The following is a 15173-nucleotide window of genomic DNA, read 5'->3' as shown; positions in this document are numbered from 1 at the left end:
GGTCGTCACTCCGTTGCGTAGTCGACCAGGTGGCGCGCGATGCGCAGCCCCGTCAGTGCGTCGCGCACACGTGCGTGTTCGGGATGCGTCGCGTACCCGTCGAGCGCCTCGTGCGACTCGAATTCGGCGACGAGGATCAGGTCGCACGCGTAATCGGCCGCGCTGAAATCCGCGCCGATCTCGAGGTGCGTCATGCCCGGAATCCGGCCGCGCAGGCTTTCGAAGGCGGACTTCACGCTGGCACGCGCGGCGGTGCGTTCGTGATCGGTTGCGCCGGCAACCTTCCACATCACGACGTGCCGGATCATGCGGCACCCTCCGCGCGATTCAGCACGAAGTCGTAATCGAGCGTGTAGAACGGCGTGTCCATCGGCGAACCGTCGGGCGCGATGCCGGGCGCATGCCGGACCCAGTCGGCGACGAGCGTCGAACGCACGCCGAAGACCGCATCGGAGTCGAGATAGCGGTCGCCGTCGCGGAACACGTGCGTGATCAGCGTCTCGTAGCCACGCGCTTCGATCATGAAGTGCAGGTGGGCGGGGCGCCACGGATGGCGGCCGAGCGCATCGAGCATCGCGCCGACGGGGCCGTCATGCGGAATCGGATACGGCTCGGCGAGGATCGAGCGGAACGCATAGCGGCCGTCGGCGCCGCTGCGCAGCCGCCCGCGCGCGCGATGCGTGACCGACCCGTCGTCGTCCGGCAACTGCACGTCGTAGTGGCCGTCCTCGTCGGCTTGCCACACCTCGAGCGACGCGTGGGCGACCGGCGTGCCGTCGATGCCGCGTACCTGGCCCGACACGAAGCACGGCTCGCCGCATGCGCCGTTCGCGATGTCGTCGAACATCCCGAATTCGGGGCTGCCGTCGACGTAGAACGGCCCGAACACGGTCGCTTCCGTGCAGCCGGCCGGCTTCGCGTGGTTCTGCGCGGTCACGAGCGTCGACAGCCCGAGCACATCGGACAGCAGGATGAACTCCTGGCGCTTGTCGTCGGTGATGTGGCCGACGGCCGTCAGGAAGCCGATCGCGGCTTGCCATTCGGCTTCGGTGAGTTTCGTTTCGCGCGCGAACGAATGCAGGTGCTGGACGAGGCTCGTCATCACCGTGCGCAGCCGCTCGTCGCGACAGCCGGAGAGCGACGCGATCACGGCCTGCGTGATGGTGTCTTCGTTGAGATTGCGCATTGGGGTTGTCTCCTGATGTCGCTCGATGGCGCATTGACGTAACATTAATTCCTCCCCGAATCGTAAAAAAGTGGGTTTGGAGGAGTTTTGTTCTCCGCCAGGTGGAAGAATCGAACGCATGGACAAGTGGACGCAGATCGAATTTTTCGTGCAGGTGGCGGAGCTGGGCAGCCTGTCGAAGGCCGCCGAGCGGCTCGGCATGTCGAGCGCGGCGGCGAGCCGTTGCCTGAACGCGCTGGAAGAGCGGCTGGGCGCGCGGCTCGTCGAGCGGACCACGCGCCGGCTGTGGCTGACCGACGCCGGGCACGAGTACCACCGGCGTTGCGCCGCGATCCTGACGGAGCTGTCGGAAGCCGACGCGGCCGTCAACGAAGCGAGCGTCAACCCGGCCGGCACGCTGCGCGTGACCGCGTCGGTGTCGTTCGCGTCGATCTACATCGCGCCCGCATTGCCCGAATTTCACCGGCGCTACCCGAACCTGAACGTGCAGATCATCGCGGCGAACCGCTACCCGGATTTCATCGAGGCCGGCATCGACGTGGCGATCCGCACGCGCGAGCACGAGGCAGATTCGGGCATCACCGTGCGCAAGCTTGCCGAGACGCGGCGCGTGCTGGCCGCGTCGCCCGGCTATCTGGCGAAGCACGGCGCGCCCGCGACGCCCGACGCGCTGGGCGACCACCGCCTGCTGGTCTATAACCTCGCGAACGATCCGTACGTGCTGCATTTCCGTCACGGCGCGAAGAAGCAGTCGGTCACGATCAAGAGCGTGCTCGATGCGAACGAAGGGCAGGTGATCCGCGCCGCGGCGCTCGCCGGGCTCGGCATCCTGATCCAGCCGCTTTACATCATTCACGACGATATCGTCGCGGGGAAGCTGGTGCCGGTGCTCACCGACTGGCAATTGCCGGCGCTCACCGTCAACATCGCGTATCAGAGCCGCCGACACCAGCCGGCGAAGATCCGCGTCTTCGCCGAGTTCCTGATCGAGCGGTTCGAACGGCTCGGGCTTGCGCGCAAATGGAAGGAAGTCGGCCGCTGAGCACAGGCCGGCGCGGCGCTGTCGCGCATTTCTCCGCATGACGGAGAACTGTTCTCCCGACCGTCGTCTTTTTCGCCGCTGTCGTGCGTTTTACATTGCGTCTCCCCGGGCCCGCCATGCCCGGCTCACGATAACAATCGGTCTGGAGACGACATGAGATACGCATTGCGACGGGTACCGTTGGCACGCCTGATCGCTGAACCACGCGACGCGCTATCACTCGGGCGCGGTCGCCGTGCTCGACTACCTGATCGGCTGTTCGCTCGACCGTCGCGTGCAGCTCGGCGTGCAGGGCACGTTCCTGAAGCAGTTCACGGACGATACGCAGGACGGCGTGAAGGTCGGATCGGACGGCTTTCGCGGGCAAACGGTCGCGATCGGTCCGCAGTTGCGCGACATGTGGGGGCCGGCGTCGGGCGTGGTCGTGAAATACCAGCACGCGTTCGCGGTGCGTAACCGGCCGCGGGGCGACAAGCTGTGGATGCAGTTCAGTTTCCCGCTGTAGACGCGCGGGGCGGCAACCCAGGTTGTCGAAATCCTGACGGATCAAGTTGATATATTGTATCATCTGACGTTTTCGTCGCCGGTAACCGGGCTGCCCGGCACACGCGCGCGCGACGACAACCGAACAAGATCGATACGACGTGACGAGAACCGGACACACCCCGGCGCGCGGGGCGCGGCGCCATGCCGCGCCGCGCCGGAACGCGGGCGCCTGGCGCACACGCGCGGCACGCAGTTGCACGACCTGGGTGGGCTGCGCGATGGCCGCCACCGGCGCGTTGGCCGCCGAAGCCGCCGAAGCCGCCGCACCGGCGCCGGACGATCGGCACGCGCTGCCGGCGATCAACATCACCGCTTCGTCCGCACTGGGCGACCCGCTGACGCAACCGCTCGAAACGGGCTCGCGGCTCGGGCTCGCCGGCCTCGACACGCCCGCGAGCGTCGAAACCGTCACGGCCGACACGATCGAAGCACGTGGCGATCGCACGGTGCTCGACGCGGTCACGCGCACGGCCGGCTTTTCGAGCGCGATCGCGCCGGGCACCGGCGGCACCGCGCTGAGCGTGCGCGGCTTCAGCGGACAGGAATCGGTGATGACGCTGCTCGACGGCGTGCGGCTGATGCCGGCGGCCGGCACGAGCACGTTTCCGTTCGACACGTGGTCGGTCGCGCGCATCGAGGTGCTGCGCGGCCCGGCATCGGTGCTGTACGGCGAAGGGGCGATCGGCGGGGTCGTGAACGTGGTGCCGAAGCGGCCGCAGCGCACGCGCGAGACGACGCTGCAGGCCGGCGTCGGCCCCGACGGCGCGAAGCGCTTCGCGTTCGATACGACGGGCGCGCTCGGCCCACGGCTGTCGTACCGCTTCTACGCGAGCGATGCACGCGCGAACGGTCTCGCCGAGCGGGCCGATACGCATACGACGGCGATCGGCGGCGCGCTGACATTCGACGTGAGCCCGCAGCTCACGCTGACGCTCGACTACGACTACGGGCGCCAGATGCCGGCGACATACTATGGCGTGCCCGCGTCGAACGGCGTGCTCGATCCGTCGCTGCGCAAGCTGAACTACACCGTCGGCGATGCGACGATTTCGTACTACGACCAGTGGACGCGCCTGTCTGTCCGCTACCGGCCCGCGCCCGGCGTGACGATCGACAACCAGCTCTACTACCTGACGTCGAACCGCCACTGGCGCAACGCGGAATCGTATGCGCTCGACCCCGCGACGGCGCGCGTCACGCGCGGCGACTATCTCGACATCGGCCACCACCAGCGGCAGATCGGCGACCGGCTGAGTGTGCGTTTCGACGGGATGCTGTTCGGTCGCGCGAACCGTTTCGTCGTCGGCACGGAATTCAGCCAGATCACGTTCAGCGGCATCAACAATTCGCCATACGGCGGCGAAACGACGGTGCCGGCGCATGGCTTCGATCCCGGTGTGTTCACGAGCCCCGACCCGACCGTGCCGCAGTTCAGCACGCGCGCGCGGCAGGCGGCGGTATTCGCGGAGAACCGGCTCGAGGTGCTGCCGCGGCTCGCGTGGGTGAGCGGCCTGCGCTACGACCATATCGCGTTCAGCCGCGAGCAGGCGGCGACCGGCACGGGCTTCGACAAGCGGTTCGCGAACGTCGGCTGGCGCACCGGTTTCGTATTCGACATCGCGCCGACGTTCAGCGCGTATGCGCAGTACACGACGGGTGCGGAGGGCGTCGGCTCGCTCGTGACGCTGTCCGCGTCGCAGGCGGGCTACCGGCTCGCGACCGGTGAACAGTGGGAAGCCGGGCTCAAGCAGACGCTGTTCGACGGTCGCGCGTACTGGACGTTCGCGGTGTACGACATCACGAAGCGCAACCTGCTCAGCACCGATCCGTTCAATCCGGCGCTGCGCCAGCAGGTCGGCCGGCAGTCGTCGCGCGGTGTCGAGCTGACCGGCGGCGCGCGGCTGCCGCACGGCTGGACGATCGATGCGAACGTCGCGCTGCTGCGTGCGCGCTACGATGCATTCAACCAGACGGCCGGCGGCACGACGGTGTCGCGGGCCGGCAACGTGCCGTCCGGCGTGCCGCAGCAGACCGCGAACCTGTGGCTCGGCTGGGCGTTCGCCGAGCGCTGGCACGCGAATGCGGGCGTGCGTTACGTCGGCGCGACCTACGGCGATGACGCGAATCGCGTGCAGGTGCCGTCGTATACGGTGTTCGATGCGTCGCTGCGCTGGCAGCCGACGTCGCGCACCGAGCTCGCACTGTATCTGCGCAATCTCGCGAACCGCACGTACGCGGTGACGACGTCGAACGGCGGCGAGCAATGGCTGCTCGGCCCGTCGCGCTCGGCGGAGCTCGTCGCGACGATGCGCTTCTAGGGCGGCACGACATGCGTCCCGTCACACACATGCTCGACATCGAACGCGTGAGCTGGTCTCCCGGCGGCGCGGTCGACGTGCTCGATTCGGTGACGCTGACGGTGGCCGAAGGCGAAGTCGTCGGCCTGGTCGGCCCGAACGGCAGCGGCAAGACGAGCCTGCTGCGCTGCGTGTTCCGTTACGCGCGGCCCGATGCGGGCCGCGTCACGCTCGACGCGCAGGACGTGTGGCGCATGCGGCCGCGCGCGGTCGCGCAGCGCATCGCGGTGCTGCAGCAGGAAACGCCGGACGATTTCGGGCTGACGGTCGACGAGCTGGTCGGCATGGGCCGCACGCCGCACCAGCGGCCGTTCGATGCGGAGTCGGCCGACGATCGCCGGATCGTCGAATCCGCGTTGCACGATGTCGGCCTCGTCGAGCGCCGCGCACAACGCTTCGCGTCGCTGTCGGGCGGCGAGAAGCAGCGCGCGCTGCTGGCCCGCGCGCTCGCGCAGCAGCCCGAACTGCTGTTGCTCGACGAACCGACCAACCATCTCGACCTGCGTCACCAGCTCGAACTGCTCGCGCGCGTGCGCCGCCTCGGCATCGCGACGCTCGCGACGATTCATGACCTCAATCTCGCGGCTGCGTATTGCGACCGGCTCCATGTGCTCGCGCATGGCCGCGTCGTCGCGTCCGGTGTGCCGGACGACGTGCTGACCGAAGCGCTGCTGCGCGACGTGTTCGGCGTCGCCGCGCTCGTCGATCGCCATCCCGTCACGGGCCGCCCGCGCATCACGCCGCTTCATCCGGAATGACCGCCATGCCGTTTCCTGTCCTGTCCTCCGTCTTCCGCCGGCTGGTCGCCGCTGCCGTGCTCGGCAGCGGGGCCATTCACGCGGGCGCCTATCCCGTCACCGTGCGCAGTTGCGATCGCGACGTGACGTTCGAGCGTGCGCCGACGCGCGCGGTGAGCAACGACGTGAACCTGACCGAAATGATGCTCGTGCTCGGCCTGAAGGACCGGCTCGTCGGCTATACCGGCATCGGCGGCTGGAAGACGGGGACCGCACGCGTGCGCGACGCATTGCGCGGCGTGCCCGAACTGGCGAGCCAGTATCCGTCGCTGGAAGTGCTGGCCGCCGCGCGCGCCGACTTCTATCTCGCGGGCTGGAACTACGGTATGCATGTCGGCGGCCCGGTGACGCCGGCGACGCTCGCGCCGTTCGGCATCCGCACCTACGAACTGACCGAATCGTGTTCGCACGTGATGAAGCAGTCGGCCACCTCGTTCGACGACGTGTTCCGCGACCTGAACAATCTCGGCCGGATCTTCGGCGTCGATGCACGCGCCGCGCAGGTCGTAGCCGGGATGCGCGCGCGGCTCGCGGCGGTGTCGCGCGCGATCGGGCGCCCGGCGCCGCTGCGCGTGTTCGTGTACGACAGCGGCACCGACAAGCCGATGACGGCGGGCGGGCTCGCGATGCCGACCGCGTTGCTCGCGGCGGCGGGCGCGCGCAACGTGATGGACGACCTGCCGCGCAGCTGGACGCAGGTGAGCTGGGAAAGCGTGGTCGCGCGCGATCCGCAGGTGATCGTGATCGTCGACTATTCGGCGATCACGGCCGCGCAGAAGCAGCAGTTCCTGTCGAGCCAGCCGGCGCTCGCGCGCGTGGCCGCGATCCGCGACCGGCGCTTCGTCGTGATTCCGTACGATGCCGCGACGCCGGGCCCCGAGAACGTCGCGGCCGTCGAGACGCTCGCCCGCGCGCTGTATCCGGCCGCCTTTGCCGGAGCGGCGCGATGAGCGTGCGCGGGCAGGCGGCGCGGCCCGGCATGCGCGTGGTGCTGCCGGGGCTGGCCGTGCTGCTGGTCGTGTCGATCGTCGTGTCGGCCGCGTTCGGTTCCGCGCCGATCGCGATGCCGGACGCGGTGCGGATCATCGCCGCGCACGTCGCGTCGGCGTTCGGCGGCGCGGATGCGTTCGCGGCGGCGGCCGGCGACGACAGCATCGTCTGGCTGATCCGGATGCCGCGTGCGCTGCTGGCCGCGATCGTCGGCGCGACGCTGGCGACGGTCGGCGTCGCGTTGCAGGCGGCGACCGCGAACCGCCTGGCCGATCCGCACCTGCTCGGCGTGAGTGCGGGTGCGATGCTCGGCGCGATCGCGGTCACGGTGGTGGCCGGCGCGGCGTTCGGCCCGTTCACGCTGTCGGCCGCCGCGTTCGCGGGTGCGCTTGCGGCGACCGCCTGCGTGATCGCGCTCGCGTACCGCGGCGGCCGGCTCGAATCGGACCGGCTGCTGCTCGCGGGCGTGTCGGTGTCGTTCATGATGGCCGCGTTCGGCAACCTGCTGCTGTATCTCGGCGATCAGCGCGCCGCGTCGTCGGTGCTGTTCTGGATGCTGGGCGGGGTCGGGCTCGCGCGCTGGGACCTGCTGCCGGTGCCGGCCGTGTGCGCGGTGCTCGCCGGCGGCGCGCTGGTTGCGCGTCGGCGCGAACTGAATGCGCTGATGTCGGGCGATGTCGCCGCGGCGTCGCTCGGCGTGCCGAGCGCGCGGATGCGGCGCGAGGTGTTCGTCGTCGCGTCGTTCGCGACGGGCGCGATGGTCGCGGTGAGCGGCGCGATCGGCTTCGTCGGGCTCGTGACGCCGCATCTGTGCCGTCGCGTCGTCGGTGCCGAGCACGGCCGGCTGCTGCCGGTCGCCGCGCTCGCAGGCGCGATCCTGCTCGTGTGGGCCGATGTCGCCGCGCGCACGCTCGCGGCGCCGGAGGATCTGCCGATCGGCGTCGTGACCGCGCTGTTCGGCAGCCTGTTCTTCGTCGCGCTGTTGCGCCGGCGCTGAGTGAAGGCGAGGGCAGGGCGGGCGCCCGCGCCTGTTTCAACGAAGCGGGATGACCGTACCCGTGCCGCGACGGCGGCGCGCATCGGCGTGCGGGTTCGCGACGTCCTGCGCGACGTCGAAGAGGCTGTCCGGCAGCGCGCGCACGGGCAATGTGATCACGAAGCGCGCGCCGCCGAGCGGCGAATCCTCGAGCCGCACGTCGCCGCCGTGCACCTGCGCGACGCGCCGCACGATCGCGAGCCCGAGTCCGAAGCCGCCGGTCTGCCGGTCGCGGCTCGAGTCCAGCCGCTGGAACGGCTCGAACACGCGGGCGCGCTCGGCGCGCGGAATGCCGGGGCCATCGTCGTCGACGCTCAGCACGAGCGCGCCGGCGCGGTCGCGGGCGGCGGCCAGCACGACCTTGCGCGACGCATAGCGCGCGCCGTTGCGGATCAGGTTCAGCAGTGCGCGGGCGACGAGCTTCGGATCGCAGACATGGCTCGCGGGCGCGTCGAGCGTCGACACGTCGAGCGCGATGCCGCGATCGGCGATGTCGTCCGCGACGTTGCCGGCGACGCTGTCGATCAGCGCGTCGACGACGACCTCCATCGGCGCGAGCTCGCTCGCCCCCTGTTCGAGCCGGCCGATCGTCAGCAGCTCGGTGACGAGCTCGTCGAGTTCGCGCACGTCGCGCCGCAGCGCGTCGCGGCGCTCGCGCATCCGGCCCGTTTCGTCGGGATCGGCGAGCAGCGCGAGCCCGAATTCGAGCCGGGCGAGCGGCGTTTTCAGTTCATGCGAGATGCCGTGCATCATTTCGCGCTGCTGCTTGATCGACGCCTCGATGCGCGCGGCCATGTCGTTGAACTGCTGTGACAGCTCGTAGATGTTCGACTTGCCCGACAGCTTCACGCGCGTCGACAGCATCCCGGCGCCGAACGCGCGCGCGGCGTCCTGCAGCCGGCGAATGTCGCGCCAGTGATAGTTGATCCACAGCACCACCGCGAACAGCGTCGCGAGCGCGAGCAGCATGTACGCATAGATCCGGATGTCGAGGTCAGGTGCCTCGATCGGCCGCGCATGCAGCACCGAGCCGTCCGCGAGCGGCATGTAGTAATCCTTGCCGTTGTAGCTGATCGCGATCCTGCCGGCATCGAGATCGCGCAGCGGCGCGCCGCTCAGTTGCGCACGCGCGTCGGCCATCGACATGAAGCCGAATCCTTCGCGGCCGTGCAGCGCGAGTTCGCGCAAGGCGAGCGCGCGTTGCGCGCCCGGATGGCGTTCGAGGTAGTCGTTCAGCACGAACGAGTAGGTCGTCAGCGAGTCGCGTTGCGCCTGCGCGCCGCGCTCGTAGAAGATCCGGTCGAACGACAGCTGGATGAAGATGATCGACGCGCCGACGAACAGGATCACGACGAGGTACAACCGGAGCAACGGGCGCAGCATTTATTCGTCCCACGCAGAAGGGCTGAACAGGTAGCCGCGACCCCAGATCGTCTTGATCTTGTGCGGCTCCGATGAAGCATCCTCGAAGCGGCGGCGCAGCTTCGAGATGCCGGAATCGACCGAGCGGTCGAGCCCGTCGAATTCGATCCCGCGCAACTGCTTGAGGATGTCGTCGCGGCTCAGCACGGTGCCGGCCGCGCGCGCGAGAATCAGCAGCAGGTTGAATTCGGCGGTCCTCAGCTCGACCGGCTCGCCGCGCCACGTGACGGTGCGGTTCGGCGGCGAGATCGTGAGTTCGCCGAATACGAGCGCGTCGGGCGCGACGACGGGCGCTTCCGCCGCGGCCGGCTGCGCGCGGCGCAACAGCGCGCGGGCGCGCGCGACGAGCACGCGCGGCTCGATCGGCTTCGTCACGTAGTCGTCGGCGCCGGTCTCGAGCCCGGCGACCTGGTCGTACACGTCCACGCGCGCGGTCAGGATCAGCACGGGGACGTTGGTGAACGCGCGGATGCGCCGGCAGACTTCCATGCCGTCGAGATTCGGCAACATCAGGTCGAGTATCACGAGGGCCGGCTGGTGCTCGCGCACCGCCGCGACGGCGAGGTCGCCGCGCCGCACGACCGTCACCGCGAATTCATAGCCGTCGAGGTATTCGCGGACGAGCTGCGCGAGGCGATCGTCGTCCTCGATCAGCAGCACACGGTATTTGAGCGGAACTTCGTTCATGGTCTCCTCAGGATGCACGCGCCATCTCACTCCCGGCAGGCCGATGCGCGGCGCGGCACGCGAATTCTATCCGGCGGACCGGCTGCCGGGGCAGCGGGGCGACAATCTCGAACAATCGAACACAATTGCGCACAGATTCCCCGCACATTCAGGACAGTCTCGGCGCAGGGCGGCACCTAGACTGCGGGCTTCGTCACTCATATCTCAATATTGTGCGCCCATCACTTCGCCGCTACCGCTATTGCATGCCGCTCGCCGGCCTGACCCTCGCCGCCGCCGCCCACGCGGAAAACCAGTACTCGTTGTCGCTCGGCGGCGGGGTCGCACCGCGCTATCAGGGCAGCAAACAGTATCGCGGCGTCGTGGCGCCGTCGTTTTCCGCCACGTTCGGCAATGGCTTCTTCGTCGACAGCACGCAGGGCGCCGGCTACCGGCTGGACCTGCCGCACGGTGCGTTCGTGTCGGCGGCGGTTAGCTACGACGCGGGCCGCGCGGACGAGAACCGCTTCGACCTGCCGGGCTCCGACTACCTGAAGGGGATGGGCCGGATTCCGGGCTCGGTGCTCGTCGGCGTGCGCGCCGGCGTGACGCTCTTCGACGCGGCGGAACTGAGCGTCACGATCGATACGCCCGTGACGCACACGTCGCGCGGCGTGTCGGGGCACGTCGATCTCGCGGTGCCGGTACTCAAGACGTCGCAGCACGAGATCATCGTGACGGGCACCGTGCACGCGGGCTCGGGACGCTACATGCAGACCTTCTATGGCGTGACCGACGCGCAGTCGATGACGAGCCGGTTCCGGCCGTATTCGGCGAGCGGCGGGATCGACAGCGCATCGATGGCGGTTGCATGGAACTGGACGCTGTCGCGGCACTGGTCGGTGCTCGCGACCGGCGGCGTGACGCGGCTGCTCGGCCGCGCCGGCGACAGCCCGATCGTGCAGTCGCGCAGCAACTACTACGGCATCGCGGGCGTGACGTACAAGTTCTGAACGGATTGTCGACGCGAGCCGGCGCGCGGGGCGCACACGATGCGTCGGCGTCGCATCGTCGCCGCGAACCGCGTGCGGTAACATGCGGGCGGGTTCGGCGTCAGGCCGGGCCTGCGACGCCGGTGCGCCGAGGCGGCTCCGCCGGGTCGCGACAGGCCGCCATTGGCTGGCCGGCTCCATCAGGAAACGGCCGGCAGCGCGCGGAATCGATTACGCATGCGATGCCCGGTCGTGCACGAATGCCGCACATCGACCGCCGGGCCGAGACAGGGAGAAACCGATGAAGAACACGATCGCGATGCTCGTTTCACTCGTTGCGGGCGCAACCTTTGCAGGATGTGCGGACATGGATACGAAGCACCCCAACGCCACCGCGGGTGGCGCAGCCAGGGCCCCTTTGCAGTCGGGCGCCGCGCAGGTATGCAAGGCGGACGCCGCGCCGGACGATGCGCTGGTCGGCAAGACCGAGACCGATGCGACCGCGCTGCTCGACGGCTGCCTGTGGCGCGTGCTCGAGCGCGACGGGAAGTCGTTGCCGGGCACGATGGATTACCGGGAGGAGCGCCGCAATCTCGGCATTCGCGACAGGAAAGTGATCTGGGTGCGGCGCGGGTGAGGGCCGGTGTCGGTATCGCAGCGCGCGCCGGGTCGTCGATGCGGTTCAGGGCGCGGGTGCTCGCACTGGTGCTGACGGTGCCGGGCGTGCTGGCCGGATGCGGGCGGCATGACGGCGATGCGTCTAATGACGCGCATACCGTGTGTATCACCGGATACAACGAGTACACCCGCAAGCTTCACGAATTCTGGCTCGACAACGAGCACAAGTCGGGATGCTTCGGCAATCCGTCGGCACGTGAGGACGGCGAGGCATTCGGCGGCGGCGGCGGGTTCGCGTGCGGCTGCAAGGTCACGCCGGGCCGGAAGGTGAAGCAGGACTGGGCATTCGCGCAGCCGCTGGACGAGATCCAGCGTGGTGTTCCGGCGGAGCACGCGGTGATCGACGTGACGATTCCGCAGCCGGAATCGTCGACGTCGCGTTATCTGCGTGTGTATTTCAGGAAGAACGGCACGGCCGAGCTGCAATGGGTGGACGACATGAACGCGCCCAAACTGCGGCCGACCGCGGGCCCATGAGCGCCGCGACGCGCGTGCGATCGGACGCGCGTCACTTCGAGATGTACCACAGCGCGTCCGCGCTGGCGCGCGACGGCTGGGCGGCCGCAGCCGGTGCTTGAGCCGGCGCGGGCGGCGGCGTATTCGACGTGACGGCCGTCGGCAGCGTGGCGGGAATATTCGCGGTCGAAGGCGAGGCCGCCGCCGTTCCCGACGTTGACGGCGTATTCAGGTACCACAGCGCGTCGGCCGACGCCGTGCGTTTCGCGGCCGTATTGGCCGCCGTGTTCGTCGCCGCATTCGCGCCTGTCCCGGCCGACTTCTTCGATGCCGATGCCCCGGCCGTCGCCGTCCCCGCCGTCCCCGCCTGCGCGGTCATGCCCGCGGCCGCTGCACTGCGCTGCGCGCGCGCCTCGAACGGCCCGAGCTGGAAGATCAACGTTTGCGCGGGGCGCGTCAGAACGGCATACGGGAACTGCAGCTCCCACGACATCAGCACGCGGCCCGACGACGTTTCGGTGAAGATCGCCGGCACGTGCTTCATGTCGCTGAACTGCACATAGATCCGCGCGCCGTCGTCGAATACCTGGGTCGGCTTCGCCTGATCCGCACCCGTGACCGTCCATCCGAAGTTGTACGTGCCGGCCGGGCCGGCAGGCCCGCCTTGCGGCTGCGGGGGCGAGCCCGGCGAGATCGTACGTGCGCGCGTGACGGGCGGTGCCGACACGCTCAGGCTCGCGAACGGGTTGTACGTCTGCGCCTGTTGCGGCGGCGTGAAGGACGGTGGAAGGATAGGCATGGGAGTATCCGGCGAATCCGGCATGGTCCGGATTGCATCATAGACCTTGCGCGCATACGCGAGGCGCTTGTCGGGCGAGGCGGAGTTGTACGCGCCGATCGCGTTCCAGTTGGCGCCGAGCTGGCGGATGTTCTGCGACAGGATCCACGCGCCGACATACGCGTTCGTGCACGCATCGAACAGGCTCTCGCGCGTGATGCCCTCGCGCGCGAGCGTCGGCAGCCACGTGCTGTTGATCTGCATCAGGCCGATGTCGACCGTGCCGTTCGTATTGGTGTTGACGGCGCGCGGATTCATCCCCGATTCGACTTGCGCGATGCCGCGCATCAGGCTGACGCTCACGTGCTGGAACGCGGCCGCGTCGTCCAGGCAATCGGCCCGCGCGACGCCGCAGAGCGCGCATGAGAGCGCGATCGTCGAGGCGATTGTCAGCGTGACGCGGCTGAGCGGGCGAGTGGTATGACGCGGCATGGCAGGATGGGGCGGAATCCGACCGCCCGGTGCAAGGAAATTACGCAGACGCGAAGTGTGCCATAGCGGGCGGCCAAATGGCTCGCGTCAAACTTTCCTTTGCATTTGCCCGCGCGTTTGCCGCGCATTTTTATCGCGCCGGATCACGGATCGAGGAGATGGCTGATCGGTAAAAATGGCCGGCATTTGCGCGAATGCGAATGTAATGGCGGCGAGGGGAACTTGACGTATTACGTCAGGCGCGCGATGAAACCGGCGATGAAGCGGGCGAAAGGGAAAATTGCCCGGCAGCCGTCGGCGGGGCGAAAGAAAGCGACAAAAAATCGGCGGCCGAAGCCGCCGTCTGCGCAATGCGAAGCCGACCGGCCACGCCGCGCGCAGCCGGCCGTCTCGAGTCTCGCCGTCAGAAGCGGTGACGCAGCCCGAGGTTGACCATCGTCTGCGAGCTCGTGCCCGCGTAACCGTACGAACCGATCGACGCCTGCGCGGCCATCGAGCCGCCGTTGCCGTCGCCGGTCTGGCCGCTCGCGTGCTGGTACGCGGCGGTCAGGTAGACGTCGGTGCGCTTCGACAGGTTGTAGTCGGCACCGGCCGATACCTGGTGATAGGTCGCCGACGTGTCGCCGCCCGAGCGCGTGTAGCTGTAGCCGACGCCGACGAGCAGCGCATTCGTCGCCTGGTAGTTCACGAAACCTTGCCCCGTGTTGTAGTGCTCGTTCGAGCCGAACACCGAGCTTGCGTCGCGGCGGTACTGCGCGTTGCTGTAGCCGAGGCCGAACGTGAACGGCCCGGCGACGTACTGGCCCGCGATGCGGGCGATGCCGAACGAGTGCGCGCTCGCATAGCCGCTGTTGATCGGGCCGTCGAACGTGCCGTCCGACGAGCTGGTCCAGCCGTTGCGCACGCCGTTCGACGCAGGGCTGTTGGTCGCGTGGAAGTAGCCGCCCGCGACGCTGAACGGCCCGTTGTTGTACGACACGGCGGCCGAGTACGACTGCGCGGCGCCGGTGCTGCCGGCGATGCCGCCGAACGAATACATCGCCGCGAACTGCAGGCCCGCATAGACGGCCGACGTGTACTTCACCGCGTTGTCGACGCGGAAGCTGTTGTCGTAGTTGTCGACGTCGCCCGGCGTCGCGAACACGCTGCCCAGATAGTTGTCGGCGGTGATGCCCTGCACGAGATCGACGAGCGGATCGTACTGGCGGCCGAACGTCAGCGTGCCGTAGCGGTCGCTCGTCAGGCCGACGAAGGCCTGCCGGCCGAACAGGCGGCCGCCCTGGCCCTGCCGACCGTTGCTCGGGTCGAAGCCGTTCTCCAGCTGGAACAGCGCCTTCAGCCCGCCGCCGAGATCCTCGGTGCCTTTCACGCCCCAGCGGCTGCCGGCCAAGTTGCCCGCGCTGCTGTTGCCGAGCATCCACGCGTTGTCCTTGCCTTGTGCATGGTTCACATAGGTGATCGACGTGTCGATCACGCCATACAGCGTGACGCTCGACTGCGCATGCGCGACGGGCATCGCCGCGAACGACGCGAGCGAAATCAGCGAGAGGGTCGTGCGTTTCATTTTCATCTCCTTGCGCATGGGTGTGGGTTCGTGATCCGGAATGGCAGGAGACTACAGAGCCGCACTGAAACGGCAAAAATGAAATTCTTCGTTGTGGCCTGATGTTGACGGGGATGTTCCTGGAAATTCACCGTTGAGGGATTCGCATTATTGATAGCCGCGTATCAATGG

At 68.6% G+C, this 15173-nt stretch carries 14 protein-coding genes and 1 pseudogene; 9 read left to right on the top strand and 6 right to left on the bottom strand.

Annotated elements, in window-relative coordinates:
- Positions 1–5 precede the first annotated feature (5 nt).
- Together HWX03_RS24455 and HWX03_RS24450 are read right to left on the bottom strand one after the other, a co-directional pair.
- Positions 6–308: a Dabb family protein gene (locus tag HWX03_RS24455; protein ID WP_175872964.1), complete on the bottom strand. Its 303-nt coding sequence runs from the start codon at positions 306–308 to the stop codon at positions 6–8.
- Positions 305–1186: an intradiol ring-cleavage dioxygenase gene (locus HWX03_RS24450; protein ID WP_175872963.1), complete on the bottom strand. Its 882-nt coding sequence runs from the start codon at positions 1184–1186 to the stop codon at positions 305–307. Before HWX03_RS24450 ends, HWX03_RS24455 begins: the two co-directional genes overlap by 4 nt.
- Positions 1187–1304: 118 nt before the next feature.
- Here HWX03_RS24450 and HWX03_RS24445 point away from each other — a divergent pair, with 118 nt between their 5' ends.
- The 6 genes and pseudogenes from HWX03_RS24445 to HWX03_RS24420 all read left to right on the top strand — a co-directional run bounded on the left by HWX03_RS24445 (position 1305) and on the right by HWX03_RS24420 (position 7915).
- The gene (locus HWX03_RS24445) at positions 1305–2228 is read left to right on the top strand and encodes a LysR family transcriptional regulator (RefSeq protein WP_175872962.1); all 924 of its coding nucleotides are present in this window, start codon (positions 1305–1307) and stop codon (positions 2226–2228) included.
- A gap of 199 nt (positions 2229–2427) precedes the next feature.
- Positions 2428–2733 (top strand): annotated as a pseudogene (locus tag HWX03_RS24440) (transporter); the annotation flags it as partial.
- A 259-nt stretch (positions 2734–2992) separates the two neighbouring features.
- Positions 2993–5092, top strand: coding sequence for a TonB-dependent siderophore receptor (locus HWX03_RS24435; protein WP_175872984.1), 2100 nt, complete (start codon positions 2993–2995; stop codon positions 5090–5092).
- 11 nt (positions 5093–5103) lie between these two features.
- Positions 5104–5889: an ABC transporter ATP-binding protein gene (locus HWX03_RS24430; protein WP_174386465.1), complete on the top strand. Its 786-nt coding sequence runs from the start codon at positions 5104–5106 to the stop codon at positions 5887–5889.
- Positions 5886–6878 carry an ABC transporter substrate-binding protein gene (locus HWX03_RS24425; protein ID WP_175872961.1) on the top strand — a complete coding sequence of 331 codons (993 nt, stop codon included), beginning with the start codon at positions 5886–5888 and terminating at the stop codon, positions 6876–6878. Before HWX03_RS24430 ends, HWX03_RS24425 begins: the two co-directional genes overlap by 4 nt.
- Positions 6875–7915, top strand: a complete 1041-nt coding sequence (locus tag HWX03_RS24420; protein ID WP_175872960.1) for an iron ABC transporter permease — start codon at positions 6875–6877, stop codon at positions 7913–7915. The genes HWX03_RS24425 and HWX03_RS24420 overlap by 4 nt, the downstream gene beginning before the upstream one ends.
- 36 nt (positions 7916–7951) lie before the next feature.
- Here HWX03_RS24420 and HWX03_RS24415 read toward each other — a convergent pair whose 3' ends face one another.
- Both HWX03_RS24415 and HWX03_RS24410 read right to left on the bottom strand, forming a co-directional pair.
- A complete protein-coding gene (locus HWX03_RS24415; RefSeq protein WP_175872959.1) occupies positions 7952–9337 on the bottom strand; it encodes an ATP-binding protein in 1386 nt (461 codons plus the stop codon).
- Positions 9338–10063 carry a response regulator gene (locus HWX03_RS24410; RefSeq protein WP_175872958.1) on the bottom strand — a complete coding sequence of 242 codons (726 nt, stop codon included), beginning with the start codon at positions 10061–10063 and terminating at the stop codon, positions 9338–9340.
- Positions 10064–10308: 245 nt separating this feature from the next.
- Between HWX03_RS24410 and HWX03_RS24405 the strand changes: the two genes are divergently transcribed.
- The 3 genes from HWX03_RS24405 (at position 10309) to HWX03_RS24395 (ending at position 12189) form a co-directional block, all read left to right on the top strand.
- Complete coding sequence (locus HWX03_RS24405) at positions 10309–11055, top strand: MipA/OmpV family protein (RefSeq protein ID WP_174433480.1); 747 nt, start codon at positions 10309–10311, stop codon at positions 11053–11055.
- A gap of 280 nt (positions 11056–11335) precedes the next feature.
- Positions 11336–11671: a hypothetical protein gene (locus tag HWX03_RS24400; RefSeq protein WP_175872957.1), complete on the top strand. Its 336-nt coding sequence runs from the start codon at positions 11336–11338 to the stop codon at positions 11669–11671.
- Positions 11672–11709: 38 nt separating this feature from the next.
- Positions 11710–12189, top strand: a complete 480-nt coding sequence (locus HWX03_RS24395) for a hypothetical protein (protein ID WP_175872956.1) — start codon at positions 11710–11712, stop codon at positions 12187–12189.
- Between the two features lie 31 nt (positions 12190–12220).
- Here the strand turns inward: HWX03_RS24395 and HWX03_RS24390 are convergent, their stop codons facing one another.
- Positions 12221–13438 (bottom strand): transglycosylase SLT domain-containing protein, encoded by a 1218-nt coding sequence (locus tag HWX03_RS24390; protein WP_175872955.1) that lies wholly within the window; start codon positions 13436–13438, stop codon positions 12221–12223.
- A 403-nt stretch (positions 13439–13841) separates the two neighbouring features.
- Entirely contained in the window at positions 13842–15002 is a 1161-nt protein-coding gene (locus tag HWX03_RS24385; protein ID WP_175872954.1) for a porin, read from the bottom strand.
- Positions 15003–15173 lie beyond the last annotated feature (171 nt).

This window comes from Burkholderia sp. BCC0397 (assembly GCF_902832865.1).
Taxonomy (GTDB): domain Bacteria; phylum Pseudomonadota; class Gammaproteobacteria; order Burkholderiales; family Burkholderiaceae; genus Burkholderia.
The sequence above is the reverse complement of the archived record's forward strand: the minus strand, read 5'-3'. Positions and strand labels throughout refer to the sequence as shown.

What these genes read in the sequence shown, in the direction of transcription:
- HWX03_RS24455 (WP_175872964.1), bottom strand. Translation starts at nt 308, where the DNA reads ATGATCCGGCACGTCGTGATGTGGAAGGTTGCCGGCGCAACCGATCAC.
- HWX03_RS24450 (WP_175872963.1), bottom strand. Translation starts at nt 1,186, where the DNA reads ATGCGCAATCTCAACGAAGACACCATCACGCAGGCCGTGATCGCGTCG.
- HWX03_RS24445 (WP_175872962.1), top strand. Translation starts at nt 1,305, where the DNA reads ATGGACAAGTGGACGCAGATCGAATTTTTCGTGCAGGTGGCGGAGCTG.
- HWX03_RS24435 (WP_175872984.1), top strand. Translation starts at nt 2,993, where the DNA reads ATGGCCGCCACCGGCGCGTTGGCCGCCGAAGCCGCCGAAGCCGCCGCA.
- HWX03_RS24430 (WP_174386465.1), top strand. Translation starts at nt 5,104, where the DNA reads ATGCGTCCCGTCACACACATGCTCGACATCGAACGCGTGAGCTGGTCT.
- HWX03_RS24425 (WP_175872961.1), top strand. Translation starts at nt 5,886, where the DNA reads ATGACCGCCATGCCGTTTCCTGTCCTGTCCTCCGTCTTCCGCCGGCTG.
- HWX03_RS24420 (WP_175872960.1), top strand. Translation starts at nt 6,875, where the DNA reads ATGAGCGTGCGCGGGCAGGCGGCGCGGCCCGGCATGCGCGTGGTGCTG.
- HWX03_RS24415 (WP_175872959.1), bottom strand. Translation starts at nt 9,337, where the DNA reads ATGCTGCGCCCGTTGCTCCGGTTGTACCTCGTCGTGATCCTGTTCGTC.
- HWX03_RS24410 (WP_175872958.1), bottom strand. Translation starts at nt 10,063, where the DNA reads ATGAACGAAGTTCCGCTCAAATACCGTGTGCTGCTGATCGAGGACGAC.
- HWX03_RS24405 (WP_174433480.1), top strand. Translation starts at nt 10,309, where the DNA reads ATGCCGCTCGCCGGCCTGACCCTCGCCGCCGCCGCCCACGCGGAAAAC.
- HWX03_RS24400 (WP_175872957.1), top strand. Translation starts at nt 11,336, where the DNA reads ATGAAGAACACGATCGCGATGCTCGTTTCACTCGTTGCGGGCGCAACC.
- HWX03_RS24395 (WP_175872956.1), top strand. Translation starts at nt 11,710, where the DNA reads ATGCGGTTCAGGGCGCGGGTGCTCGCACTGGTGCTGACGGTGCCGGGC.
- HWX03_RS24390 (WP_175872955.1), bottom strand. Translation starts at nt 13,438, where the DNA reads ATGCCGCGTCATACCACTCGCCCGCTCAGCCGCGTCACGCTGACAATC.
- HWX03_RS24385 (WP_175872954.1), bottom strand. Translation starts at nt 15,002, where the DNA reads ATGAAACGCACGACCCTCTCGCTGATTTCGCTCGCGTCGTTCGCGGCG.